We start from the raw sequence: 24,253 nt of genomic DNA on the forward strand, positions 1-24,253 counted from the left end.
TTCAGGCGACGGCGGGAAGGGGATCCGCCAGGAGCTTGCGGGTCGCCGCGGTCACGTCGTCCTGGCGCATCAGCGACTCGCCGATCAGGAAGCAGCGCGCGCCGATCCGCGCCATGCGGCCGAGATCCTCGGGCGTGAACAGCCCGCTCTCGGCGATCAGGGTGCGGTCCTTCGGCACCATCGACGCCAGCGTCTCCGCCGTGGCGAGGTCGGTGGTCATGGTCTTCAGATTGCGGTTGTTTACCCCGATCAGCGGCGAGGACAGCTTCAACGCCCGCTCCATCTCCTCGGAATCATGCACTTCAATCAGCACGTCCATGCCGAGGCCGCTGGCGGCACTTTCCAACTCGGCGGCGAGCGTGTCGTCGAGGGCCGCCATGATCAGCAGGATGCAGTCGGCGCCGAGCGCGCGGGCCTCCACGATCTGGTAGGGATCGAGCATGAAGTCCTTGCGCAGGGCCGGCAGGTCGACGGCCGCGCGGGCCGCCTCCAGATAGGCGTCCTTGCCCTGGAAATACTTCTCGTCGGTCAGCACCGACAGGCAGGTCGCCCCGCCCTCGGCATAGGCGCGGGCGAGGGCGGGCGGATCGAAATCCTCGCGGATCAGGCCCTTAGACGGCGAGGCCTTCTTGATCTCGGCGATCAGGCCGTAGCCGGTCTTGGACGCGGTCTTAAGTGCCTTGGCAAAGCCGCGTGGCTCGGACGCGGCCTTCGCCAGTTCCTCCAGCTCGGCCAGCGAGCGCCGTTCCTTGCGCTCGGCGATCTCGCCGCGCTTGTGCTCACAGATCTCCGCCAGAACGTCGAGCATCAGGCGCTCTCCCGATTGGTCATCTCGACCAGGGCGTCCAGTTTTGCCTTGGCCTTGCCGCTGTCGATGCTGTCGGCGGCCATTTCAGCCCCGGCCTTTACATCGGCAGCCTTGCCCGCGACCACCAGGGCTGCGCCGGCATTCAGCAGAACGATGTCGCGATACGGACCCTTGGCGCCGTCCAGCACCGCGCGCAGGGCGGCGGCATTGTGCTCCGGATCGCCGCCGCGCACGGCATCGAGCGGGGCGCGTTCCAGTCCGGCATCCTCCGGCGTGACCTCGAAGGTCTCGACCTTGCCGTCCTGCAGGCTCGCCACATGGGTCACCCCGGACAGGGTCAGCTCGTCCAGGCCGTCGCCATGCACGACCCAGGCGCGGGTGGAGCCGAGTTTGCCCAAGGTTTCCGCCATCGGCACGATCCAGTCCTTGGAGAAGGCGCCGACGAGCTGGGTCTTCACCATGCCCGGATTGGACAGCGGCCCCAGGATGTTGAACAGGGTGCGGGTGCCGAGCTCGACCCGCGGGCCGGCCACGTGGCGCATGGCGCTGTGGTGGCGCGGCGCCATGAAGAAGCAGATGCCGACCTCGTCGATCGCCTTCTTCACCAGCTTCATGTCGCAGTCGGTGTTCACGCCCAGATGGGTCAGCACGTCCGCCGCGCCGGAGCGCGAGGACAGCGCCCGGTTGCCGTGCTTGGCCACCGGCACGCCGGTACCGGCGATCACGAAGGAGGCGGCGGTGGAGATGTTGTAGGTCTTCGCCCCGTCGCCGCCGGTGCCGACATTGTCCATGGCGTCGGCCGGCACCTCGACCTTGAGCGCCTTGGCCCGCATGGCGCGGGCGGCACCGGTGATCTCGGCGACGGTCTCGCCGCGCACGCGCAGCGCCATCAGGAAGCCGCCGACCTGGGCCGGGGTGGCGTTGCCCGACATGATGATGTCGAAGGCGCTCTCCGCTTGGCTCTCGCTCAGAGACTCCCCGGTCGCGGCGTGGGCGATGAGGGTCTTCATGTCCCCCAGACCGCCGCTCATGTCCCGGTTCTCTTCAGCCGGGCCTCGATCTCCTCGATCGGTTGGATCGGTTGACCGTTGAAGCCGGCCAGGCGCAGGAAATTGCCCAGCATCCGGTGACCGAACTGCGAGGCGATGCTCTCCGGGTGGAACTGCACGCCGTAGCACGGGTAGTCGCGGTGCTTCAGCCCCATGACGATGCCGTCCTCGGTCCAGGCCGTCTTCTCCAGGACGTCGGGCCAGCCGCCGGTCGGCACGATCAGCGAGTGGTAGCGGGTCACCTCGAACGGCGAGGGCAGACCCTCGAACACGCCTGTGCCGGTGTGATGCACCTCCGACACCTTGCCGTGCATCGGCACCGGCGCCCGGGTCACCGTGCCGCCGAAAGCCTGGCCCATGGTCTGGTGGCCGAGGCACACGCCCAGCATAGGAATGGTCGCGGCACAGCGCTCCACCAGCTCCAGGCAGATGCCGGCGCGGTCCGGATCGCAGGGACCGGGCGAGATGACGATACCCTCCGGGTTGAGATCGACGATCTCGTCCACGGTGATCTTGTCGTTCCGCCGCACCTCGAACCGCGCGCCCAACTCCCCGAGGAAGTGGTAGAGGTTGTAGGTGAAGCTGTCGTAATTATCGATCAGCAGAAACATTTCAATCGCTTGGAGACGGTTGTTTATGTAGCGGACTAGCCGTTGCATGCTACCTTATCAACCCCGGTCCCGGCAGAGAAGCGGCTAGCATGGCGGCACAGCGCAAGAAGCCCGCACGGAGCACGAAGAAGGCGATCCCGCCCGGCGGCGGGTTGCTGCGGCGTGCGGGCGTTGCGGCCGTCGCGGCTTGTGTGCTGTTCGGCGGCGGCATCGCCGTGGGCGCGTGGATCGCCGGCGGGACGAGCCTGCCGGAACTGAGCGCGAGTCGCGATCTCCCGGGCTCGCCCCAGATCGCCACCCAGCCCGCGCCCCTGACTGCGGGTCGGCCTCCGGTTCCGACGCCGAAACCCGCGCAGGCCAGGGCTGAGGCGCCGAAAGCGGCGGCCGTGCCGGCGGGCATCCCGCTGCCGAAGATGACCGGGGCCGTGGAGGCCCTGAAACCGGCCGAGACGGCGGCTAAGCCGGCGAGCGCTCCGGCCCAGGTGGCCGCCCTGCCGCCGAAGCCGTCGGTGGACGACGGCAGCCTACCGGCCTGGCGCCGCTATGCGGTGCCGGCGGATCTGTCGAGCGGGGCGCCGATCATCGCCATCGTGCTCGACGATCTCGGCATCGACACCCGGCGCTCCAACCGGGCGATCGCGCTGCCGGCACCGGTGACGCTGGCCTTTCTTCCCTATGCCGAGGGCCTGGAGGAACAGACCGCCGCCGCCCGCGCGGCGGGGCACGAGCTGCTGGTCCACATCCCCATGCAGCCGCATGGCGAGGATGCCGACCCCGGGCCGAACGCCCTCGACATGCGCCTGGGCGCCATCGAGGTGCTGAGCCGGCTGGACTGGGATCTCGCCCGGTTCTCCGGCTATGTCGGTATCAACAACCACATGGGCAGCCTGTTCACCGAGAGCGAGGCAGGCATGCGTCTGGTGGCCGAGGGGCTGCGCGACCGGGGGCTGATGTTCCTGGACAGCCTGACCTCGCCGAAGAGCGTGGCCGCCGCCACCGTCGCGTCCTATGGCGTGCCGACCACTGCGCGCGACGTCTTCCTCGACAACACCGACAGCCCGGAGGAGGTGGCGATGCGCCTGGAGCAGACCGAGAAGATCGCTCGCAAGGCCGGCACCGCCATCGCCATCGGGCATCCGCGCGACAATACCCTGGACGTGCTGGAGGCGTGGATCCCCAAGGCCAAGGCCGCCGGGTTCACGCTTGTGCCGCTGACCGCCGTGCTGAACGTTCGGCGCGGCATGGCCACCCAGCAGGCGAGCCGGCCGTGAGCGCGGCGCAACTTCCGCCGGTGACCTGGCGCTGGCACCGCTGGGACCAGCTCGACCGGGACCAGCTCTACGCGATCCTGAAGGCGCGGGTGGACATCTTCGTGGTGGAGCAGGAATGCCCCTATCCGGAGATCGACGGCAAGGATCCGGCCGCCTGGCACCTGCTCGGCTATGACGGGCATCCGGGCGACGGCGTGCTGCTGGCCTATGCCCGACTGTTCGCGCCCGGCGACTATTTCGCCGAGCCGGCGGTCGGCCGGGTGCTGACCACGCCGGCGGCGCGGGGACGGGGCGTGGGCCGGCTGCTCATGGCCGAATGCCACCGCTTCTCCGAGGCCAGTTTCGGCACCCCGGCGGTGCGGCTGAACGGGCAGGGGTACCTGAAGGCGTTCTACGAGAGCCTGGGTTATGCCGCCGTAATGGGGCCCTATGACGAAGACGGTATCCCGCATTACGAGATGCTTCGGTCCGCACCGTAGCGTCCGGTCGGCGCCGGTGCCTATCGTCGCCCCATGACCGATCTCACGCATCTTGCCGTCATCGCCGGCGTTCTTTTGCTCGCCGGACTGGTGAAGGGCGTGGTCGGACTCGGCCTGCCGACCGTTAGCCTGGCGCTGCTGACCCCGATTCTCGGCCTGCCGGCGGCCATGGCGGCGATGCTGCTGCCCTCTTTCCTGACCAACCTGCAACAGGCGCTGACCGGAGGCGGCATCCCGGCGATGCTCCGCCGGTTCTGGCCGTTCCTGGCGGCGGTGGCGCTGGGCACCCTGGCGACGTCCGGCGCGGTCGCATCGGTGCCGACCGACCTGCTGGTGATCCTGCTCGGCGCGTCCATCGCGCTCTACGCCGCATTGGGCCTGCTGACCCCGCCCTGGCCGCAGCCGGGGGAGCGCGAGCGCTGGCTCGGCCCGGCCTGCGGGCTGATCACCGGACTGCTGACCGGCATGACCGGGTCCTTCGTGATCCCGTCCGTGCCGTATCTGCAGTCCCTGGCGCTCGGCCGCGACCGGCTGGTGCAGATGATGGGGGCCACCTTCACGGTCGCCACCCTGGCCCTGGCGCTCGGCCTCGGCGGCCGCGGGCTGATCGGCGGCGGGGCGGCGCTCGGCACCCTGGTCGGGGTGATTCCCGCCTTCCTAGGGATGGAGATCGGCCGGCGGCTGCGCGGTCGGTTGTCGGAGCAGGCCTTTCGCCGCGCGCTTTTCACGGCACTGTTGCTACTGGGGATCTGGATGATCGGGCGGGAACTGGCTAGCGTCGCGGCATGACAGATCATGCCCCCCGTATCCCGCTCCCCGTTTCCGACCTGAACCCGGTGGAAGAGGCCGTCGGCCAGCGCCGTTCCGTGCGCGGCTTCAAGCCCGATCCGGTACCGCGGGAGACGGTGAAGCGCATCCTGCAGATCGCCGCCCGGGCGCCGTCCGGCACCAACATGCAACCCTGGAAGGTCCATGTCCTCACCGGCAAGGCCAGGGAGGACCTGTCCATGGCGATCATGACCGCCTTCGACAGCGGCGAGGAGCACAAGGGCGAGTGGGCCTATTACCCCAAGCAGTTCCGTGAGCCGTATCTGGCGCGCCGGCGCAAGGTGGGCTGGGATCTCTACGGCCTGGTCGGCATCGCCAAGGGCGACAGCGAGAAGATGCATGTGCAGCACGGCCGCAACTACACCTTCTTCGACGCGCCGGTGGGGCTGGTCTTCACCATCGACCGGGATCTGGAGATCGGCTCCTGGCTGGACTACGGGATGTTTTTGCAGAACGTGATGCTGGTCGCCCGTTCCCACGGGCTGGAGACCTGCCCCCAGGCGGCCTTCGCGCCGTATCATACGGTGATCCGGAAGACCCTCGGGCTGGACGAGCTGGAGGCGGTGGTCTGCGGCATGTCGCTCGGCTACGCGGATTGGGAGCGGCCGGAGAACACGCTGATCACGGAACGAGCGCCGCTCGACGATTTCGTGACCTTCCGGGAGTAGGGGCGACTTTCTCCCTCTCCTCCAAGCGTCTTCCCGGACTTGATCCGGGACCCAGCCTTCCATTTGATGGAGCGTCGAACGAAGGGCGGACGCGTTCCAACACGCTCCCTCTCTGGACCCCGGCGCAGGGCCGGGGAGACGGGTGGATTTCCATTCACTCGCATTCTCAGGGCCGAGGAGACGGTGGGTGGGCGGCATCAGAACCCCCATTGCCGCCACACCCGCCCGCTTGCCATGATCGCGCCAACCAAACACCAACAACCAGAACACCAGAGGGCCCCAGCCCCGGGAGAGGAAACTATGAGCCGGATCAGTGTCATCACCGGCGGTGCCAGCGGCATCGGCCGGGCCTGCGCCGATGTGCTGGCGGAACGGGGCGACACCCTCGTCATCGCCGACATGAACGCAGAGGGGGCCGCGAAGGCCGCCGAGGAGCTGAAATCCGCCGGTGCCGTCGCCCATGCGCTGGCGCTGGACGTGGCCGACGACGCGGCGGTGGAGGATTTCTTCGACCGGGTTGAGAGCGAGATCGGCGCGGTCGGGGCGGTCGTGCATTCCGCCGGCATCCTGCAGAACGCCATGACCACCGAGCGCATGGACCGGGAAGAGGCCGACCGGATCATGGACGTGAACTACCGCGGCACCTGGTCGGTGAACGTCGCCGCCTGCCGCCGCATGAAGGCGCGGCAGGCCGGGGCTGTCGTCAACCTCGCCTCGATCAACAGCTTCACCGCCCTGCCGATCCCCAGCTACAACGTCTCCAAGGTGGCGGTGAAGGCCCTGACCGAGATTCTGGCGGTGGAATACGGCATCCACGGCATCCGGGTGAACGCGGTCGCGCCGACCTACACCATCACCCCGGCGATCCAGGCCCGCATCGACAGCGGCCACCGCGACCCGGAGGCGATCCGCGATGCCGGTGCGCTGAAGATCCTGGTCACCCCGCGCAACATCGCCGAGCCGATCGCCTTCCTGCTGTCGGACGCCGCCGCCGCCATCACCGGGGTGACCCTGCCGGTCGACGCGGGCTACGCGTCGAACACGACCTACCGCAGCTATGTCGCCCCGGTGGAGGGCTTCGGCCAATAGGCCGACCGGCACCGGTCCGGTGCCGGCGCGGCCGTTGATCGGCGCGGAAAGCGGGCGCAGACTTGCGCCAAGAATCGGGAGGACACGATGACCGAAATGGTGACCAGCCTCGACGCGCTCGCCGCCAGAGTGACGGACGGCGCGACGATCGCCCTGCCGCCGGACTATTCCGGCTGTGCCAACGCCCTGTGGCGGGCGGTGATCCGGCGCGGGGTGAAGGACCTGCACCTCGTGGGCGTGCCGGTCTTCGGCTATCACGGCGACCTGCTGATCGGGGCGGGCTGCGTGAAGGTGGCCGAGACCTCGGCCGTGACCCTGGGCGAACATGGCCTCGCACCGCGCTTCACCGCCGCGGTGAAGGCCGGCAGCATCATCGTCAAGGACGCCACCTGTCCCGCCATCCACGCCGGGTTGCAGGCGGCCGAGCGCGGGGCGCCGTTCTCGGTCATGCGCGGATTGATCGGCTCCGACATCCTGGCCCGGCGCGACGACTGGAAGGTCATCGACAATCCGTTCGGCGACAACGACCCGGTGGTGGCGATTCCGGCGCTTACGCCCGACCTCGCGGTGTTCCACGCGGCCAAGGCCGACCGTCACGGCAATGTCTGGATCGGCGTGCGGCGCGAGCTGATGGTCATGGCCCATGCCGCCCGCGACACGCTGGTGACCGTGGAGGAGATCGTCGACGGCGACCTGATGGCCGATCCGGCGACCAAGGCCGGCACCATCCCCGGCCTCTACGTCACCGCGCTGGCCGAGGCGAAGGAGGGGAGCTGGCCCCAGGGCCTGCCCGCCACCGACCTGGTCGCCGATCAGGGGCATCTGGCGCGCTATGCCGAGATGGCGAAGACGGAAGACGGGTTCGCCGCCTATCTGGCGGAATATGTGACCGGCCGGGAGGCGGCGGAATGAGCGGTTCCGATGTGCAGTTGGAAGAGATCCTGATCCACACCATCGCCGGCATGCTGGATGGGCTGCGCCATGTGGCGGTCGGCGCGTCCTCGCCGGTGCCGGGGGCGGCGGCCCTGCTGGCCCGGGCGCGGTCCGGTGGCGCCACGCGGGTGTCGGTGCTGGGCTCGGAGGAGCACAATTTCTTCTCCGACGGCGGCAAGGAGCTGTTCGACTGCGCCGGGCAGGGGCGGATCGACGCCTTCTTCCTGTCGGGCGCCCAGATCGACGGCAAGGCCAACATCAACCTGGTTTCCATCGGCGATCCGGACCTGCCCAAGGCGCGGTTCCCGGGTTCGTTCGGGTCGGGCTATCTGTATTACGTGGTGCCTCGGGTGATCCTGTTCCGCCTGGAGCACACCAGGCGGACACTGGTGGAGCAGGTGGATTTCATCTCCGCCCCGGGCTTCTCCGAGCCGAACGTGTACCGCCCGGGCGGCCCTTTCGCGATGATCACCGACCGCTGCCTGTTCGACGTGGACAAGGACAACCGCCGCTTCGTGTTGAAGAGCGTGCATCCGGGCGAGACGGTCGAGAGCATCGCGGAGAATACCGGCTTTCAATACGACGTTCCGGCGGAGGTGCCGACGACGCCGCTGCCGGACGCGGAGACGCTGGCATTGATGCGCGGCCGGATCGCAGGCGAGATCGCCGAGATCTATCCGGGCTTCGCCAAGCGGGTCTTCGGGCTGGAGAAGGCGGCTTAAGGGGCACAGGCGCTAGCCTCTCTCTCCCGTCTTCCCGGCCTCGCGCCGGGATCCAGACAGTACCCTGATGGACCGTTGGTCGCAAACGCGCGGGCGGTCCGGGAGGCGGCCGCTCTGGGTCCCGGCGCGAGGCCGGGAAGACGAAACGGGGTGTGGGTGAGTGTTGAGCCCTACGCCGCCCGCTTCAGCCCCGAGCGTTTCCAGATGGTCTCCAGCGACGCCACCAGATGCGCGATGTCCGCGTCCGAATGGGTCGGCGAGGGGGTGACCCGCAGGCGTTCCGTGCCGCGCGGAACCGTCGGGTAGTTGATCGGCTGCACATAGACCCCGAACTCGTCCAGCAACTCGTCGCTGATCCGCTTGGCGTGCACCGGATCGCCGACCATCACCGGCACGATATGGCTCGGGTTGGCCAGATGCGGGATGCCGGCGGCGTCGAGGCCGGCGCGGACCTTGGCCACCCGGTCGCGCTGGATCTCGCGCTCAACCGAGCTGGTCTTCAGGTGACGGATGCTCGCTCGGGCGCCGGCGGCGACCGCCGGGGGCAGGGCGGTGGTGAAGATGAAGCCCGACGCGAAGCTGCGCACGAAGTCGCACAGCGCCTCCGAGGCGGCGATATACCCTCCCATCACCCCGAACGCCTTGCCCAGCGTGCCCTCGATCACCGTCAGCCGGTGCGCCAGGCCCTCGCGCTCGGAAATGCCGCCGCCGCGCGGTCCGTACAGGCCGACCGCGTGCACCTCGTCCAGATAGGTCATCGCACCGTGCTTGTCGGCCACGTCGCAGATTTCGGCGATCGGCGCGATGTCGCCGTCCATGGAGTACACGCTCTCGAAGGCCACCAGCTTCGGCCGGTTCGGGGCGATTTCCGACAGCTTGCGGTCCAGATCCTCCGGGTCGTTGTGGTTCCAGATGACCTTCTCGGCGCGGGAGTGTCGGATGCCCTCGATCATCGAGGCGTGGTTGGACGCATCCGACAGAACCACGCAGCCGGCCATGCGCGACGCCAGGGTGCCCAGGGCGGCCCAGTTCGACACGTAGCCCGAGGTGAACAGCAACCCCGCCTCCTTGCCGTGCAGGTCGGCGAGCTCCTGCTCCAGCAGCACGTGGTCGTGGTTGGTCCCGGAGATATTCCGCGTGCCGCCGGCGCCCGCACCCGAACGGTCGAGCGCGTCGTGCATCGCCTGCAGGACGGCGGGGAACTGGCCCATGCCCAGGTAGTCGTTCGAGCACCACACGGTGACCTCGCCGGTACCATCCTCACGGTAGCGGGTGGCACGGGGGAAGGCGCCCTGTTGCCGCTCGATATCGGTGAACACCCGGTAGCGGCCCTCACCGCGCAGGGCGTCGAGCTGGTCCTGGAAATAGGCCTCGTAATCCATGGTCGTCTCCTCGCGGGTTTCCCCGCTCTCGGAAGCGGTATGTTAGCCGAGATCGCCGCGTTCGTGCCGGAAAATGGCGCGGGCGGTCGTCGCCATCAACCTGTCACATCCGCGCAGGGCGGCACCGGAACACCGGGCTAAAGGCGCTTGCTGAAGAAGTAGCGCCGATGGCCCGGCGGCATGTCCTCGATCCGTCCGAACTCCGTATAGCCGAAGCGCGGATAGAAATCGGGCGCCTGAAAATCGTAGGTGTCGAGCCAGGCGCCGATGCAGTCGCGTCCGCGGGCGATCTCCTCGGCCCGTGCCAGCAGCGCGCCGCCGACCCCGCCACGCCGTTCCGTCGGGCTCACCGCCAGCAGGCTGACATGCAGCCACTGCAGGTTCGTGCTGCCGACCAGGGTCCCGACCAACTCGCCGTCGCGCTGCGCGCGCAGGGCGAATTCCTGGTAGTTCCAGACCACGCCATGCGGTGCCGCATGCTCGCCGAGCCAGTCTATCGCCTGGCGGCGGACGGCTTCCAGCCGGTCGCCATGGCCCTCGACGAGTTCGACCTCGACGGCCATGGCGGGTCAGCTTCCCTTGGTGGCGAAATTGGCCTCCACATAGCCGAGCAGTTGCTCGACCGACTGGGCCAGGGAGAGCGAACCGGTCTCGACCTCCACCTCCGGCGCCTCCGGCGCCTCGTAGGGGGCGGAGATGCCGGTGAACTCGGCGATCTCGCCGCGCCGGGCCTTCTTGTACAGCCCCTTGGGATCGCGCTCCTCGCAGACGGCGAGGCCGGCGTTCACGTAGACCTCGTGGAACAGGTCCGGGGCGACGGCCCGGGCCCGGTCGCGGTCGGAGCGGTACGGCGAGATGAAGGCGGTGATCACCAGGATGCCGGCGCGGGCGAACAGGGCCGCCACTTCGCCGACGCGACGGATGTTCTCCTCCCGGTCCTCCGGCGCGAAGCCGAGATCGGCGGACAGGCCGAAGCGGATGTTGTCGCCGTCCAGCACGTAGACCTGCCAGCCCTTGCGGAACAGCGCCTGCTCCAGCTCCAGGGCGAGTGTGGACTTGCCGGCGCCGGACAGGCCGGTCAGCCACAGCACGCCGGACTTGTGGCCGTTGGCGGCCCAGCGGGCGTCGGTGGAGACCCGGGTCTCCACCGCGGTGATGTTCTGCGACGTCGGCGCGTTGGCCCGGCGCAGGTCGTGGAACCCGTCCATCGACACCAGACCGCCGCCGGCCATGTCGTAGCCGTCGATCAGCACGAAGCGGCCGAGGCGCGGGTTGTCGGTGAACTCGTCCACCGACAGCATGGCCCGGGCGCGCAGCACGACCTCGCCGACCTCGTTGCGCTCGATCCGGTCGGCCGGGCGCTCGGACAGGTCGGAGACGTCGATCACCCGCTCGATCGCCTGCACCTCCACCGGATGCTCCAGGGTGGCGAGCTTCAGCTTGTAGCGCCGGCCGACTTCAAGCGGTGCGCGGCCGAGCCAGAAGATGCGGGCGCGGAACACGTTGGTCTGCACCGGCGGCTCGGAGGCGTGGCTGGCGACGTTGCCGCGCTCGACGAAGAGCTGGTCGTCCAGGGTGATGCCGATGGACTGGCCGGCCGAGGCGGACAGCACCGGGCCGTCGACGCTCCAGGCCTCGATCGACTGCACCTTGGCCCGCGCGTTGCTCGGGCTGAACAGCAGGGTGTCGCCGACGTTCAGCTTCCCGCTCTCGATGCGGCCGGCAAGGATGCGGCGCTCGTCGAACTTGTAGACGTCCTGGACCGGGAAGCGCAGGGGCAGCTCGACCGGCATCGGTTTCGGCGGCAGGGTGTCGAGCGAGGCGATCAGCGTCTCGCCCTCGAACCAAGGCATGTTCGTGGACTTCACGGCAAGGCCGTCGCCGTGGCGCGCCGATACCGGCAGGATCGCCGCCGGGGTGATGCCCATGCTGCCGAGATACTTGTGGACCTCGCCGGCGACCTCGTCGAACCGGGCCTGGCTGTGGTCCACAAGGTCCATCTTGTTCACCGCGACCACCACCTGGTCGAGGCCGAGCAGGTGCAGGATATAGCCGTGGCGGCGGGTCTGTTCCTGCACGCCTTCCTTGGCATCGACCACCAGGATGGCGGCATCCGCCGAGGCCGCGCCGGAGACCATGTTCTTCAGGAACTCCTTATGGCCCGGCGCATCGATGATGACGTAGGGGCGCGCCGGGGTCTTGAAGAAGATCTGGGTGGTATCGATGGTGATGCCCTGGTCGCGCTCGGCCTGCAGGGCGTCGAGCACGAAGGCCCATTCCATCGGCATGCCGCGCCGGTCGGACATGGCCTTGACCGCTTCCATCTTGCCGTCGGGCAGGGAGCCGGTGTCGTGCAGCATGCGGCCGATCAGGGTCGACTTGCCGTGGTCCACATGGCCGACGATGACGAGCTTCATCGGGGCCATATCGGTGATCGGGGGGACGGTCATCTGGGCGGGCTCTCTTACATGTATCCGGCGGAGCGCAGGCGCTCGAACGCGTCTTCGGCTTCGTGGTCCATCGCCCGGCCGCTGCGCTCGGCCACCTTGGTGGCGCGCAACTCGGCGATGATCTTCTCCACGGTGTCGGCGTCGCTGTTGACCGGGTTGGTGATGTCCATGTCGCCGAGCGAGCGGTAGCGCTTGCCGTCCCGGGAGAAGTACAGCGGCACCAGCGGGATGCCCTCGCGCTGGATGTAGAGCCAGATGTCGAGCTCGGTCCAGTGCAGCAGCGGGTGGACGCGGATATGGGTGCCCGGCGCGAAGTCGGTCTTGAACTGGTCCCAGAATTCCGGCGGCTGGTCGCGGAAATCCCATTCGGCGTTCTCGCCGCGCGGGCTGAACACCCGCTCCTTGGCGCGCGTGGCCTCCTCGTCGCGGCGGATGCCGGCGATCACGGCCTGCAGGTCGAGCTCGGCGATCAGCCGCTTCAGCGCCTCGGTCTTGCGCGCGGCGGACCGGGCGGCCGGCGGCAGGGTCGGGTCGATCTCCTCGATCGGCGGACAGTCGCGGCGGATGAAGTTCAGCCCCCACTTCTCGGCGTATTCCTTCTGGAAGGCGTACATCTCCGGGAACTTCTTGCCGGTATCGCAGAACATGGCCGGGAAGGGGACATGGCCGAAGAACGCCTTCTTCGCCAGCCACAGCATGACGTTGGAGTCCTTGCCCAGCGACCAGAGCATGCCCAGGCGGTCGAATTTATTGAACGCCTCGCGCAGGATGTAGACGCTCTGCGCCTCGAGGGAGTCGAGATGGTTCATCGGAAACCCGTGTCCCCGGTTGCGGTTCGCGCGTTGATAGGCGCGGACACGGGCGGTGTCAAAGGAAGTGCGGCGGGTTCCACTCGAGCCAACCTCACCGTCGGACACCTCGCCGGCCAGGATTTGACCTCAATATTCCCGAGCCTCGCATACCGGCGGAAAGTCTGTTCCGCGGGCGTGCTGACAAAGACCTGTTTGTTCCGAGAAATTTTTCGTCTTTGGGCAGCTGTCTGCAGCTTGAAAGAGCAAAACTTCAGTCAAGTCACTGTTGCTGATTGCGTCTCCTGCGCCCGATGCGAAACAATGCGCCGTCCACACCTGCCCCGGCAGGTGGACATTTCCAGATCTCAAAGCCGGTGACATCGTGTTTAAATCGCTCTCCGTGACGCTATTGCTGTCCCTTGGTCTCCTGGCCGGTCTTGCCGCCTGTCAGACGACGGCCACACCCCCGCCACTCAACGAGGAATATGTGGGGGAGTTCCGGTTCTCGAATGGGCAGGCATTGCCTCTGCCCGAGGGTACCTGGACCTCCGTCGCCAGGGCGCATCGGCGCAACAACCATAACAATTTGCTGGAGACGGTCACTCTCGTGGCAACCGACAGTGGTCAGGTAACCGGGTTGGTCATTGGCCGAACCAATATCGATGCGGCCCGCAGCGGCTGGACCATTCCAAAACTGTGCCAGCGTAGCGACACGCATCTGGCAGAGGTCGTGAGCTACAACACCCGTGATTCGTTCTGCTGGGGCATCGTGCACTCGGATCACAGCAAGAATTTCTCCGGGTACTGGGGGTAAGTCCTCCGTCCGTATTTCGACTATGTCGACGGTCGAGGCATCGCTGCGCCGAAAGCAATGATCGATGTGGAAATGTACAAGGCGAAGCCAAGCCGATTTCTGTCCGCCAGATATTATTGGAATCCGGAGGTAGAGGGTTTCCCTGCCCCGGCAGTCGCTGCTTGGCAAAACAGTGACTGGAACGTCTCAAATGTGGCTGGCGATGCTGAAAAGTTGGCCTATCTGGAACGGCTTGAGGCCTGGGGGCGTAGTATGATTCCGCGCTTCAAAGCCGCGCAATAGATCAAATGCGGCGGCGAGCCCGCCATCGAAGGCCTCGACCCGCTGTCCGGAGACCGAACGGCGGGTCGGAGACGTCAGGGTGGGGCTGACGGTCAGCCCTCGATCACGGCGAAGGTGCGCACCTCGATGCTCTCGCGAGGCGGCGCGGTCGGGTCCTGGTTGGGGATCTGGAAAGCGCCGTGCGGGGTGTATTTCGACACGCCGTCCTGTGTGTCCCAGCCCTTGATCAGCAGCACCTCGTCGCGCCTCATCTGCGGCGCCCAGTACCAGCGCTGACCCGGCTGATGGGCGAGCTGGTAGATCTCGCCGACCCGGTCGGGGAAGACCTGATCGGTGGCGAGCAGGGCATCGGGCGCGATCGACTCCGCATCGGCCAGGGCCAGCGGCGCGCGCTGCACCGGGCCGGTGATCGGCCGCCAGACATTGACCTGCACGACCCGGCCGCCCTTGGCCAGAATCTCCTCGACCTGACCGGCGCCCAGGGTGTCGTTGCCGCGCTTCGGGCCGGAGGCGTCGGTGTAGTCCACATGAACGCGCGCGGCCGGCCCCCGGCTGCCGTCCTTGTTGGCGGCACCGGCGCCGCTGTCGGAGCGCCGCGTGTGGTCGAAGATCGCGACCCGCGTGGCCCCGGTGGCGCGCTTCACCACCTCGGTGATCTCGTCGTAGTAGGTGGAGGTCACCGCCTCGTCGTCATAGAGATCGTCGACGGCGGTCTCGTGCCGCTGCAGAGCGAAACCCTGGCGGTCGAGGTCGAGGCTGTCCGCGATCGGGCGCATGTCGGCGATCTCGACCGGGATCTCCTCCACCTGAAAGAAGATCTTCGGCGCGCCGCCGGTCAGTGCAGAGCTGTGAAAGACCGGCTTCTCATCCTGCGGCACCGTGAAGCCCAGAGGGGCGGTGATCGTTTGGCCGGCCGTGCTCGTGGCTTGGATTGGGGTGTGCTGGGGGCTCATCTCGTTCATGATGTGCACTCCACTCCAGATTGCTGTCTCGTTCCGATATGCGAAAGATGGGACGGAGAGATCTGGAAATTAACCGCTGATTCGGAACGAATGCCGATCCGCGACTGCATGCATTCTGGCACGCAAACGTACGCCGACCGGGGCCGGGAGGGCCGAGAGCGATGCTGACACGACGGCAGATCTCCGCAGGGCTGATCGGGGGCGTCCTGGTCCCGGCCCTCGCGCCGTCTCTGGCCCGGGCCTTCACGCCGGCCGAGCTGACCGGCGCCGACCGGCTGTTTCCGGCGGAGGCGTCGGGCGGCATGGTCGCCAGCCGGGAAGCGACCGCGACCCGGGTCGGGGTCGACGTGCTCGCCGCCGGCGGCAACGCGGTCGACGCGGCGGTGGCGGTCGCCTTCGCCCTGGCGGTGACCCTGCCGCAGGCGGGCAATCTCGGCGGTGGTGGCTTCGCCCTGGTGCATCGCCCGGCCGACCGCTCCACCCATGCCCTCGACTTCCGCGAGATGGCGCCGGCAGCGGCGCATCGCGACGTCTTCCTCGCCCCCGACGGTTCGGTCGACAGCGAGCGGTCGCGCTACTCGCACCACGCGGTCGGCGTGCCCGGGTCGGTCGCCGGCTACCTCGATCTGCTGGCGCGCTTCGGATCGTGGCCGCGCCAGCGGGTGATGGCGCCGGCGATCCGGCTGGCGGAGCAGGGCATTCCGGTGACGCGGATCCTTCATCGCAACATCGAACAGCGTCTGGAGCGGTTCCGGCCGTGGCCCGCGACCATGGCGGTGATCGCCCGACCGGACGGCAGCGCGCTTCAGCCGGGAGACGTGCTGCGCCAGCCGGATCTGGCGGCCAGCCTGCGGCAGATATCGGAGCAGGGAGCCGGCGCCTTCTACGAGGGCGGCATCGCCGAGCTGATCGCGGCCGAGATGACCCGCCACCACGGCCCGATCACAAGGGCCGACCTGGCCGGCTATCACACGGTCTGGCGCGCGCCGGTGATGGGCAGCTATCGCGGGGTCGGCATCGCCTCCATGCCGCCGCCCAGCTCCGGCGGCGCGCATCTGCTGCAGATGCTGAACATCCTGGAGGGATGGGACCTCGCCGCGCTGGGCCACAACAGTGCGGCCGGTCTGCACCGCATGGCCGAGGCGATGCGGCGGGCCTATGCCGACCGGGCGGTGCATCTGGGCGATCCGGATTTCTGGGAGGTGCCGCTCGACTGGATCACCTCGAAGACCTATGCGGCGGACCTGCGGGCGGCGATCGACCTGGAGCACGCCTCGCCGTCGGACACCGTGGCGCCGGGCACGCCGAAGGCGGAGGGGGCGAACACCACCCACCTGTCGGTGATGGACCGTCGGGGCGGCGCGGTGTCGATGACCACCACCCTGAACTTCGGATTCGGCAGTGGCATCGTCGCCGAGGGCACCGGCATCTTCCTGAATAACGAGATGGACGACTTCTCCGCCAAGCCGGGCGTGCCGAACGCCTACGGACTGGTCGGCGGCGAGGCCAACGCGGTGGCCGCGCACAAGCGCCCGCTGTCGTCGATGACGCCGACCCTGCTGCTGGCGGACGGCCGCGCGGTCGGGGCGCTGGGCAGTCCCGACGGCAGCCGGATCATCACCACCGTGCTTCAGGTCATCCTCAACCTGGTCGACCACGGGATGAATCTGGCCGAGGCGACGGCCGCACCGAGGCTCCATCACCAGTGGCAACCGGACACGATCTGGGTGGAGGAGGGGGTGTCGCCGGATACGCTCGACCTGTTGCGCCGTCTCGGCCATACGGTGGAGATCCGGCGGGCGTTCGGCGCGGCCCAGTCGGTGCTGGCCTCGCCCAAGGGCTTCCAGGGGATGACCGATCCGCGGCGCCCCGGCGGTCTGGCCGCAGGACCGGATCACTAATTCTTTGACGAGAAAGCGATTTGATACGATCGGATTTTCCATCCGATCGTGATTTCTCTCGCGGAGGGCGGTCAGTTGGCGAGGTTCGTGTTCTCGTTCAGAAACGCCTCGAGGTCCTGAGGCGCGATCCGCCATTCCTTGCCGAGCTTGATCGCTCTGATGCGCTTGTCCCGGATCCAGGACCGGACGGTGGCTTCCTGCACTTGGAGCATTGACGCCGCGTCGTGCACGGTCAGGAGAGGGCGATTCAGCATAGGTCCCAATTACCCACCATCTTTATGGATATTGTCTTCATTACATGCAGAGCATTGTCAGTATATGCATTGTCCTAAAGGCAGCAAGCTGATTGACGAGGTGAGTGTTCCCTTTGATTGCGGAGCCTGCTGCGAGTGTTTGTGACGCCCCCGGTTTCGTCAGGCGCCAGGCCATGAGACCTCGCTGATTCTCTGACCCGCGGCGGCCATGAGCCGCAACAGTCGACCCCGACCGGCAGTCCTGCCCGGCGCCCTGAACAGTCAGCCTCGCCGGGCGCGCTCCGCCAGACGGATGGTGATCGACGCGGAAACCCGTCCGGCCTCGTTCGCCATGGCCTCGGCCAGGGTCAGGTCGAGGTTCGCCACGCTGCGCCGGACCCGCTCGGCGATCGTCCGGCCGGGCGAGTCGGCCTCGTCCAGGGCGAGGTCGACCAGGGTGGAAAGCCGTTCCTGGACGGCGAGGATGCGGGCCGGAGCGGCGGCGAGCCAGCGCGAGGCCTGGCGGCGCACGATCTCCAGCGATGGGTCCTCGAGCACGAACCGGCGGGCACGCTCCCCCTGCGGATCGGGGCCGGACCGGGCGATCAGCTCGATGGCGATCCAGGCGAACCACCAGCGCCAGGGATCGGCCCGCAGCACGCCGTCGTCGTAGATATCCTGCATGTAGTGCAGGGTCACCATGGGCGCGTCCGGCTTCAGACGCACCAGTTGCGGCGGCAGCGTGGTCAGGGCCAGCGGCCGCAGACCTTTGTCGTAGGAGCGGTCGCCGGAGCGCGCCGGCAGAATGCCGAGGCGGCGTTGTTCGGCCTCCACATCGCGGACCTCGAACCAGTGACGCAGGGCCATGGCCACGCCGCGGAGCTGGTCGTCATGTGATGGGGGAGTGTCCAACCAAATCTCCGCAGCGCGCAGATTGCCGGATGGCGTGCTTCCGACCTTGCTAAAGACTACTCTGAAAATGTACCTTTCGGCGACCTCTCGGGAGAGTCGCTCGACGAAAGGAACTGGCAGGCCGGTGGTTGCCGGCCAAGCAATCGATTGCGGGGGAGAATTCATGACCGATGAGTCCGTGGGATGGGCGGACCGCACGGTGCAGAAGGTTCGGCGGCTCCTGCCTGAGCGCCAGATCATTATCCGCACCGAGGGTGAAACCAGCTATCTGCGATTGAGCACGGCCCTTCAGGTCAGCGTCGTCGCGATCTGGATCGGCGTGGCCGGCTGGGTCGGATTCGCCACCGTCGGGTTCCAGAACCAGAAAGAGATGATCGCGGAGAAGGCGGACGCGATCTCCCGCTCCCGACAGGCCTATCGCAAACTGCTCGATCAGGTGTCGGACTATCAGCTCTCGATCGTCGGCATTACGCGCGACCTGAAGGAGACGGAGGCCCATCTGCGCGGCCTGTTCAGCCAGAACGAGGAGCTGAAGCAGGACCTGAGCTCCACCGAGGTGGCGCTGCGCAGCTCGGAGGAGGAGCGCAGCCGGATCGCGTCTGCCCGCAAGCAGATGAACGACCAGCTCGAGCTGTTCAGTTCGGAGCTGCGCCAGATCACCGGCAAGAACAACGCGCTCGAGGCGCATATCGGCACCCTGCGCCAGCACCTGGCGGTGGTCGAGGCCGAGAAGGCGGAGATCGCGGCCGAGCGGGCGGCGTTGGACGACCGGCTCTGGGCCCTGCACAACGAACTGGAGGCCTCCAGCGCCAAGGTGGCGCTGCTGGAGAGCAACGTTCGGGGGCTGAAGACGGACCTGCGCACCGTCATCCTGGAGCGCAGTGCGGTTGCCGTCGACAACGACACCCTGCGGGCCCAGGTCGCCGACCTGGAGAGCACCCTGGACTCCGAGCGCGACGCCCATCGCCGCGAACTGGTGGAGATTTCGGAGCGGACCCACGGTCAGATCGCGAAGGTCGAGGACGTCATCCGGCGCACCGGCCTGAAGCTGGACAAGGTGGTGCCGCTGCGGCCCGAGGACGCGACCGGCAAGGGCGGCCCGTTCCAGCCGGTCTCGCCCGATATGACTCTGAGCGACGAGGACGACGCGCTGCGTGTGGAGCTCGATCGCCGGTTGGACCGCTGGCAGCAGGTGGTGTCGTTCTACACCGCGCTGCCGCTCGCCAAGCCGCTGGAGCAGTACTACATCACCAGCTATTTCGGCCGCCGCAAGGACCCGATCAACGGGCGGTACTCGGTGCATAGCGGCGTCGATCTGGCCGGCCCGTACAAGCAGGAGGTGACTGCAACCGCTCCGGGCGTGGTCAGCTTCGCCGGCCGTCGGACCGCCTATGGCCGCGTGATCGATGTCGACCATGGACATGGACTGGTGACGCGCTACGCTCACCTCGCTAAGATTAAGGTCAAAGTGGGCCAGCGCGTTGATCTCGGGACGACGATCGCGCTGCTGGGTTCCAGTGGCCGAAGCACCGGGCCGCATGTGCACTACGAAGTGCGGTACAACGATAAGCCGATCAACCCGTCCAAGTTCATGAAAGCGGGCATCCATGTTCAGCAGCAAGCAAAAACCGGCGACTAGGTCCGACGCGGGCGGCGGTCCGCCGAAAGCGCCGGCGGCGCCGTCGATCATCAGCTCGGATCTGACGATCAACGGCAACCTGACCAGCGACGGTGACGTTCAGGTCGATGGTACGGTCGAAGGTGACATCGTCTCCAACAAGCTCACGGTGTCGTCCACCGCGACGGTGCGCGGCGCCATCGAATGCGAGACCGTGGTGATCGCCGGCCATGTCACCGGCCAGATCAAGGCGCGGCACGTGACCCTGGCCAAGACCGCTCGGGTGATCGCCGACGTGATACAGGAGCGTCTGTCCATCGAGCCGGGCGCGTTCTTCGAGGGCAACTGCCGGCACTTCCCGAACGATGCCGACAAGAAGTCCCTGCCGAAGCTGGAGCCGGTCAAGCCGGCGGTCGCCAAGCAGGGCAACGGCTCGGCGGTCCCGGTCGAAGCGACCCCCTGATCAAGCGATCGAAAGGCCCCGTATGGGGCCTTTTCCTTTACCGGATGCGGGGCGGCTGCGGTGTCTATTCCGCTCCCGGCTGGCTGTAGCCGCTGGAGGTCAGGAATCGCGGGTTGGACAGCCCGAGCCGCTCCACGACCTGGGTTTCCAGAACGCCGAAGACCTGCCCCAGCAGGTCCGCGTCGTAGGTCCCAGCGCGGATCTCGCGTGCCAGGTCGCGCGACAGCGCGTTGATGCGCTCGTCCGCCGTCCCGCCGCTGCGGTGCACGTTGTCGTGGCCATACAGTTCCGCATAGGCATCGAGCGTGCGGCGAGCCGCGTCGTGACCGGTCTCGATCTCGCGCCGCGCGGTGGCGATGGCGGCGGCGACCATCAGCGCGGCGTATTTGGCGCTGCCCTCCAGCGCCGGCAGCACCTCGTGCCTCAGGGTTTCCTCGGCGGCGGCCAGCAGCTCGCCCTTGTTCGGCCGGTCGCTCATGACATCCGCTCCATCTTGCCGGTCTCGATCGCGCGGATCTGGGTCAGCACGTCGAACTCCATCTCCGCCGCCTTACGCCCGGTCAGCGCCAGTTCCATCGACATCTCCTCGCCCGACAGGTGCCGCTCGCCCTGGTGCAGGGCGATGATCGCCCAGCGCACGGTGGCCAGCACCTCCCAGAAGCCGACCCTGCCCCAGTCCAGACCGTGTCCGGCCTCCGCCTCGTAGCCCCGGCGGAAATCCGACAGATCGCCGATGCCGCCGACGACCCGGTCGTCCACGCCGAAGCGCCAGCAGCGGGCGCAGATCCAGCCCACATCCTCCATCGGGTCGGACCAGCCAGCGAATTCCCAGTCGAGCACCGCCGTCACCTCGGCCCCGTCGGCCATGATGTTGCCGCAGCGGAAGTCGCCGTGACCGAGCACCGTGGCGGCATTGGCGGGGGCGTTCATCTCCAGCCAGCGGATCGCCCATTCCAGGGCGGGATAGGCCCGGGGCAGGGCGTCGAGCTGGGCGCGGAACTCGTCGAGCCGGCGCTTGACCGGCGGGCGCGGATCCTGTTGCAGGAAGGCGAGTTCGGCCCGGGGCGGCGTGATCGAATGGATCCTCGCCAGCTCCCGGCCGATGGCCGCCGTCAGGGCCGGACGGTGCGGGTCCAGGCCGGTGTCCCGCGACAGGGCGCGCGGGTTCGCGGTCCCGGTGGCCCGGCGCATCAGATAGAACGGCTTGCCCAGCACCGCGCCGCCCTCGTCCAGGGCGAGCGGCTCCGGCACGGTCGCTCCGGCGGCGAAGGCGGCCCGCAGCAGGGCGAATTCGTGGGCGCGCGGATGGCTGACCGACACCCCGGACGGCGCGTCGGTGCGCAGCACCAGGGCGAGGCTGCCCGCATGGGGACCGTCCACCACCTCGGCATCCAGCTTCCAGTTTTCCTGGATCGCCCCGCCGGACATCTTCGACGGGGGCGAGAGGGTCACGGTCCCGGCGCCGAGCCGGTCCGCGGTCCAGACGGCGAGGGCGTCAATCTGCTCGGGGGTCACCGGGTGACGCTCCAGGCCCGCGGGCGTGAATGAGAGGGGAGGAAACGGCGTTGCGCGTCCATCGGGGCTCGCTCAGCAGGTGGGTCCTGGTTAGGATGGCGGCGCCAACCTTAACGGCCTCGCGCGCAAGCGGCTAGGTCACCCAGAACGCAGATCAGAAGGAACGATGGGATGAGCATTCAGCGCTTCCAGACCGGCCAACGCATGAGCCAGGTCGTAGTCCATAACGGCACCGTCTATCTTGCCGGCCAGGTCGCCCAGGACAAGCAGGGCGCCAGCGCGGGCGAGCAGACCCAGAACATTCTCGACCGGATCGACGCGCTGCTGGCCGAGGCCGGCACCGACAAGACCAAGCTGCTGTCGGCCACCATCTGGCTGAACACCATGGACGATTTCGACGCCATGAACGCGGTGTGGGACGCCTGGGTGCCGGAAGGCTGTGCGCCGGCTCGCGCCTGCGTGGAGTCGCCCCGCCTGGCCCGCCCGGTCTTCACCGTCGAGATCGGCGTGATCGCCGCCGCCGGCTGACGATCCGATTCAGCGTCGGAGCGCGGGGTCGCCCTGCGCTCCGGCGTCGTCCCGGCGCTCAGGACGGTCGGATGGCCGCCCGGGTGCTGAGCCAGATCTCCTGGCCCGCGGTCTCGATGGCCGCCGGCCGGCTGCGTCTGACTTCGGCGATGGCCTCGGCCGGCGCCATGCCGCCGGCGATCAGCAGGGCGGCGGCGATGGTGCCGCTGCGTCCCTGGCCGCCCCGGCAATGGACAAGCACCTTGTTGCCTGCCTCGAGCAGGGCCAGCGCCCTGTCGCGGTGGTCCCACCAGTGGGTCTCGAAGGCTTCGTCGGGGCTGCCGTAGTCCACGAGGGGGGCGCGGAGGCAAACGAGACCCTCGCGCTCGAACCGGGCCGACAGCTCCGGCGCGCCGGCACGCTCCGCCTCGTCCTCCTCGACCAGCGACAGCACGAGACCGGCGCCCCAGGCGCCGATCGCCGCGAAGTCGCCGTCGGTGCGGGGCAGCGGGGCGATCGCGAGGCGGCCTGGCCAGGGACCGCCTCCGATCTCTGCAAGCGCGTAGGTCAGGAGACCTCGCGGATGAACTTGGTGATTTCCGGCAGGATGTTCTCGCGCCACTTGCGGCCGTTGAAGATGCCGTAATGGCCGACCGCCTTTTCGATGTGGTTGCGGCGCCGGGTCTTCGGGATGCCGGTGGTCAGGTCGTGGGCGGCGAGGGTCTGGCCTGGGGCGGAAATGTCGTCCTTCTCGCCCTCGATGGTCAGCATGGCGGTCTTCTTGATCGCCGCCGGCTGCACCAGCTGGCCGCGCCACTTCATGATGCCGCGCGGCAACTGGCGTTCCTTGAACACCCGCTCCACGGTCTCGAGGTAATACTCCGCCGGCACGTCCATGACCGACAGGTACTCGTTGTAGAACCGTTGCTTGCCCTCGGCCGATTCGCCGTCGCCCTCGACCAGGTGGCGGAACATCGCCAGATGGGCGGAGACGTGACGGTCCGGGTTCATGGCGATGAACGCACCGACCTGCATGAAGCCGGGATAGACCCGCCGGAAGGCGCCCGGGTAGAACACCGGAACCCGGGTGATGCAGCGGGTCTCGAACCAGCTCATGGGCCGGGCGTCGGCGAGCTGGGTGACGACCGTCGGAGCGGCGTGCGGGTCGATCGGGCCGCCCATCAGCGTCATCGAGGCGGGCTGCGCCGGATCGTCCATCTCCGCCATCAGCGAGACGGTCGCGAGAACGATCGGGGCCGGCTGGCAAACGGCGACGATGTGAACGTCGGGGCCGAGATGACGGATGAAGTCCATCAACAGCGCGATATAGTCGTCGAGATGGAAGGCCCCATCGCTCAGCGGGATGCCGCGGGCGTCCTTCCAGTCGGTGACGTAGACGTCATGCTCGCGGATCAGACCCTGGACGGTCCCGCGCAGCAGCGTGGCGTAGTGGCCGGACACCGGAGCGACCAGCAGGACCTTGGGGTCCTTGCGCTCGGTATCGCGGAACACATGGACGAGATCGCAGAACGGGGTCTCGATCACCGGGTCGAAGCTGACCGGCACGGGGCCGTCCGGCGTCTCGGCGAAGTCGATCTCCCAGTCCGGCTTGCCCCGATCCTTGATCACGCCGTCCAGCACTTCCATGCCGGCTTCCATCGCCTTGCCGAAGGCCATGTAGGAGTAGGGCGTCAGGGGGTGACCGGTCATGGCCTTGGAGGCCTGGGTCAGAAAGCGCATCGGCGCCATGAAGGCACGCTGCGCTTCGTACATCGAGTAGAGCAAGTTGGTCCCTCGACTATTGTGTCGGTTATTTCGCAAGTGCGAAAGGGCCGGAAGCTCACTACCAAACGGCTTCCGGCGCAACCCCTAATATAGCGAAATCCCTTATGGTCTCTTAACGAAAGCGTTCATTGCCGGTGTATCCTTCGGGTGATCCACTGCATTCGGAACGGATCGATACGC

26 protein-coding genes are annotated in these 24,253 nt (G+C 67.9%); 12 read left to right on the forward strand and 14 right to left on the reverse strand.

Going from position 1 to position 24,253, the window contains the following annotated elements; genetic code table 11:
* Position 1: 1 nt before the first annotated feature.
* Genes trpC through G578_RS29895 form a run of 3 tightly spaced genes read right to left on the reverse strand, consistent with a single transcriptional unit; the run spans position 2 to position 2,468 of the window.
* The gene (gene trpC, locus G578_RS0112960; protein WP_028794601.1) at positions 2–808 is read right to left on the reverse strand and encodes an indole-3-glycerol phosphate synthase TrpC; all 807 of its coding nucleotides are present in this window, start codon (positions 806–808) and stop codon (positions 2–4) included.
* Positions 808–1,839 carry an anthranilate phosphoribosyltransferase gene (trpD, locus tag G578_RS29890; protein WP_028794602.1) on the reverse strand — a complete coding sequence of 344 codons (1,032 nt, stop codon included), beginning with the start codon at positions 1,837–1,839 and terminating at the stop codon, positions 808–810. The genes trpC and trpD overlap by 1 nt, the downstream gene beginning before the upstream one ends.
* On the reverse strand, positions 1,836–2,468 hold the full coding sequence (locus G578_RS29895; RefSeq protein WP_028794603.1) for an anthranilate synthase component II: 633 nt from the start codon (positions 2,466–2,468) through the stop codon (positions 1,836–1,838). Before G578_RS29895 ends, trpD begins: the two co-directional genes overlap by 4 nt.
* An 89-nt stretch (positions 2,469–2,557) precedes the next feature.
* Here G578_RS29895 and G578_RS26175 point away from each other — a divergent pair, with 89 nt between their 5' ends.
* The 7 genes from G578_RS26175 (at position 2,558) to G578_RS0113005 (ending at position 8,458) form a co-directional block, all read left to right on the forward strand.
* Complete coding sequence (locus G578_RS26175; protein ID WP_051244746.1) at positions 2,558–3,739, forward strand: divergent polysaccharide deacetylase family protein; 1,182 nt, start codon at positions 2,558–2,560, stop codon at positions 3,737–3,739.
* Entirely contained in the window at positions 3,736–4,218 is a 483-nt protein-coding gene (locus G578_RS0112980) for a GNAT family N-acetyltransferase (RefSeq protein WP_028794604.1), read from the forward strand. The genes G578_RS26175 and G578_RS0112980 overlap by 4 nt, the downstream gene beginning before the upstream one ends.
* Positions 4,219–4,251: 33 nt before the next feature.
* Entirely contained in the window at positions 4,252–5,007 is a 756-nt protein-coding gene (locus G578_RS26180) for a sulfite exporter TauE/SafE family protein (protein ID WP_038014121.1), read from the forward strand.
* On the forward strand, positions 5,004–5,714 hold the full coding sequence (locus G578_RS0112990; protein ID WP_028794605.1) for a nitroreductase: 711 nt from the start codon (positions 5,004–5,006) through the stop codon (positions 5,712–5,714). The genes G578_RS26180 and G578_RS0112990 overlap by 4 nt, the downstream gene beginning before the upstream one ends.
* Before the next feature lie 300 nt (positions 5,715–6,014).
* Positions 6,015–6,803, forward strand: coding sequence for an SDR family NAD(P)-dependent oxidoreductase (locus G578_RS0112995; protein WP_028794606.1), 789 nt, complete (start codon positions 6,015–6,017; stop codon positions 6,801–6,803).
* A gap of 87 nt (positions 6,804–6,890) precedes the next feature.
* The gene (locus tag G578_RS0113000) at positions 6,891–7,715 is read left to right on the forward strand and encodes a CoA transferase subunit A (protein ID WP_028794607.1); all 825 of its coding nucleotides are present in this window, start codon (positions 6,891–6,893) and stop codon (positions 7,713–7,715) included.
* Positions 7,712–8,458 carry a CoA-transferase gene (locus G578_RS0113005; protein WP_028794608.1) on the forward strand — a complete coding sequence of 249 codons (747 nt, stop codon included), beginning with the start codon at positions 7,712–7,714 and terminating at the stop codon, positions 8,456–8,458. Before G578_RS0113000 ends, G578_RS0113005 begins: the two co-directional genes overlap by 4 nt.
* Positions 8,459–8,628: 170 nt before the next feature.
* Here G578_RS0113005 and hemA read toward each other — a convergent pair whose 3' ends face one another.
* From hemA to cysD, 4 genes are all read right to left on the reverse strand, one after another.
* Entirely contained in the window at positions 8,629–9,840 is a 1,212-nt protein-coding gene (hemA, locus tag G578_RS0113010) for a 5-aminolevulinate synthase (RefSeq protein WP_028794609.1), read from the reverse strand.
* A 137-nt stretch (positions 9,841–9,977) separates the two neighbouring features.
* Positions 9,978–10,403, reverse strand: coding sequence for a GNAT family N-acetyltransferase (locus tag G578_RS26185; protein WP_051244748.1), 426 nt, complete (start codon positions 10,401–10,403; stop codon positions 9,978–9,980).
* 6 nt (positions 10,404–10,409) lie between these two features.
* The gene (gene cysC / locus G578_RS0113020) at positions 10,410–12,290 is read right to left on the reverse strand and encodes an adenylyl-sulfate kinase (RefSeq protein ID WP_028794610.1); all 1,881 of its coding nucleotides are present in this window, start codon (positions 12,288–12,290) and stop codon (positions 10,410–10,412) included.
* Between the two features lie 14 nt (positions 12,291–12,304).
* A complete protein-coding gene (cysD, locus tag G578_RS0113025; protein WP_028794611.1) occupies positions 12,305–13,099 on the reverse strand; it encodes a sulfate adenylyltransferase subunit CysD in 795 nt (264 codons plus the stop codon).
* A gap of 268 nt (positions 13,100–13,367) precedes the next feature.
* Here cysD and G578_RS29545 point away from each other — a divergent pair, with 268 nt between their 5' ends.
* On the forward strand, positions 13,368–13,895 hold the full coding sequence (locus tag G578_RS29545; RefSeq protein WP_156907306.1) for a hypothetical protein: 528 nt from the start codon (positions 13,368–13,370) through the stop codon (positions 13,893–13,895).
* 374 nt (positions 13,896–14,269) lie between these two features.
* On the opposite strand, the gene G578_RS0113035 is transcribed toward G578_RS29545, so the two are convergent.
* A complete protein-coding gene (locus G578_RS0113035; RefSeq protein WP_211228901.1) occupies positions 14,270–15,139 on the reverse strand; it encodes a CmcJ/NvfI family oxidoreductase in 870 nt (289 codons plus the stop codon).
* A 161-nt stretch (positions 15,140–15,300) separates the two neighbouring features.
* On the opposite strand from G578_RS0113035, the gene ggt reads away from it, so the two are divergent.
* Positions 15,301–17,040, forward strand: coding sequence for a gamma-glutamyltransferase (ggt, locus tag G578_RS26190; protein ID WP_051244750.1), 1,740 nt, complete (start codon positions 15,301–15,303; stop codon positions 17,038–17,040).
* Positions 17,041–17,111: 71 nt separating this feature from the next.
* Here the strand turns inward: ggt and G578_RS0113045 are convergent, their stop codons facing one another.
* Positions 17,112–17,294, reverse strand: a complete 183-nt coding sequence (locus G578_RS0113045; RefSeq protein WP_028794614.1) for a helix-turn-helix domain-containing protein — start codon at positions 17,292–17,294, stop codon at positions 17,112–17,114.
* Between the two features lie 261 nt (positions 17,295–17,555).
* Positions 17,556–18,185, reverse strand: coding sequence for a hypothetical protein (locus tag G578_RS0113050; RefSeq protein WP_156907308.1), 630 nt, complete (start codon positions 18,183–18,185; stop codon positions 17,556–17,558).
* 163 nt (positions 18,186–18,348) lie between these two features.
* Between G578_RS0113050 and G578_RS30165 the strand changes: the two genes are divergently transcribed.
* The gene (locus G578_RS30165; RefSeq protein WP_051244752.1) at positions 18,349–19,824 is read left to right on the forward strand and encodes a M23 family metallopeptidase; all 1,476 of its coding nucleotides are present in this window, start codon (positions 18,349–18,351) and stop codon (positions 19,822–19,824) included.
* Positions 19,793–20,266, forward strand: coding sequence for a bactofilin family protein (locus G578_RS26200; protein WP_084618861.1), 474 nt, complete (start codon positions 19,793–19,795; stop codon positions 20,264–20,266). Before G578_RS30165 ends, G578_RS26200 begins: the two co-directional genes overlap by 32 nt.
* A gap of 64 nt (positions 20,267–20,330) precedes the next feature.
* Here the strand turns inward: G578_RS26200 and G578_RS28450 are convergent, their stop codons facing one another.
* Together G578_RS28450 and G578_RS0113070 are read right to left on the reverse strand one after the other, a co-directional pair.
* Positions 20,331–20,744, reverse strand: coding sequence for a DUF6285 domain-containing protein (locus tag G578_RS28450; RefSeq protein WP_051244754.1), 414 nt, complete (start codon positions 20,742–20,744; stop codon positions 20,331–20,333).
* Positions 20,741–21,781 carry a phosphotransferase family protein gene (locus tag G578_RS0113070; RefSeq protein ID WP_051244756.1) on the reverse strand — a complete coding sequence of 347 codons (1,041 nt, stop codon included), beginning with the start codon at positions 21,779–21,781 and terminating at the stop codon, positions 20,741–20,743. Before G578_RS0113070 ends, G578_RS28450 begins: the two co-directional genes overlap by 4 nt.
* Positions 21,782–21,952: 171 nt before the next feature.
* Between G578_RS0113070 and G578_RS0113075 the strand changes: the two genes are divergently transcribed.
* Positions 21,953–22,309, forward strand: a complete 357-nt coding sequence (locus G578_RS0113075; protein WP_028794617.1) for a RidA family protein — start codon at positions 21,953–21,955, stop codon at positions 22,307–22,309.
* A 58-nt stretch (positions 22,310–22,367) separates the two neighbouring features.
* On the opposite strand, the gene G578_RS26210 is transcribed toward G578_RS0113075, so the two are convergent.
* Both G578_RS26210 and G578_RS0113085 read right to left on the reverse strand, forming a co-directional pair.
* On the reverse strand, positions 22,368–22,910 hold the full coding sequence (locus G578_RS26210; protein ID WP_084618862.1) for a phosphatase domain-containing protein: 543 nt from the start codon (positions 22,908–22,910) through the stop codon (positions 22,368–22,370).
* Positions 22,856–24,073 carry a polyhydroxyalkanoate depolymerase gene (locus G578_RS0113085; protein WP_028794618.1) on the reverse strand — a complete coding sequence of 406 codons (1,218 nt, stop codon included), beginning with the start codon at positions 24,071–24,073 and terminating at the stop codon, positions 22,856–22,858. Before G578_RS0113085 ends, G578_RS26210 begins: the two co-directional genes overlap by 55 nt.
* Positions 24,074–24,253: the final 180 nt, after the last annotated feature.

It is taken from the genome of Thalassobaculum salexigens DSM 19539 (assembly GCF_000423805.1).
Classification (GTDB): Bacteria; Pseudomonadota; Alphaproteobacteria; order Thalassobaculales; family Thalassobaculaceae; genus Thalassobaculum; species Thalassobaculum litoreum.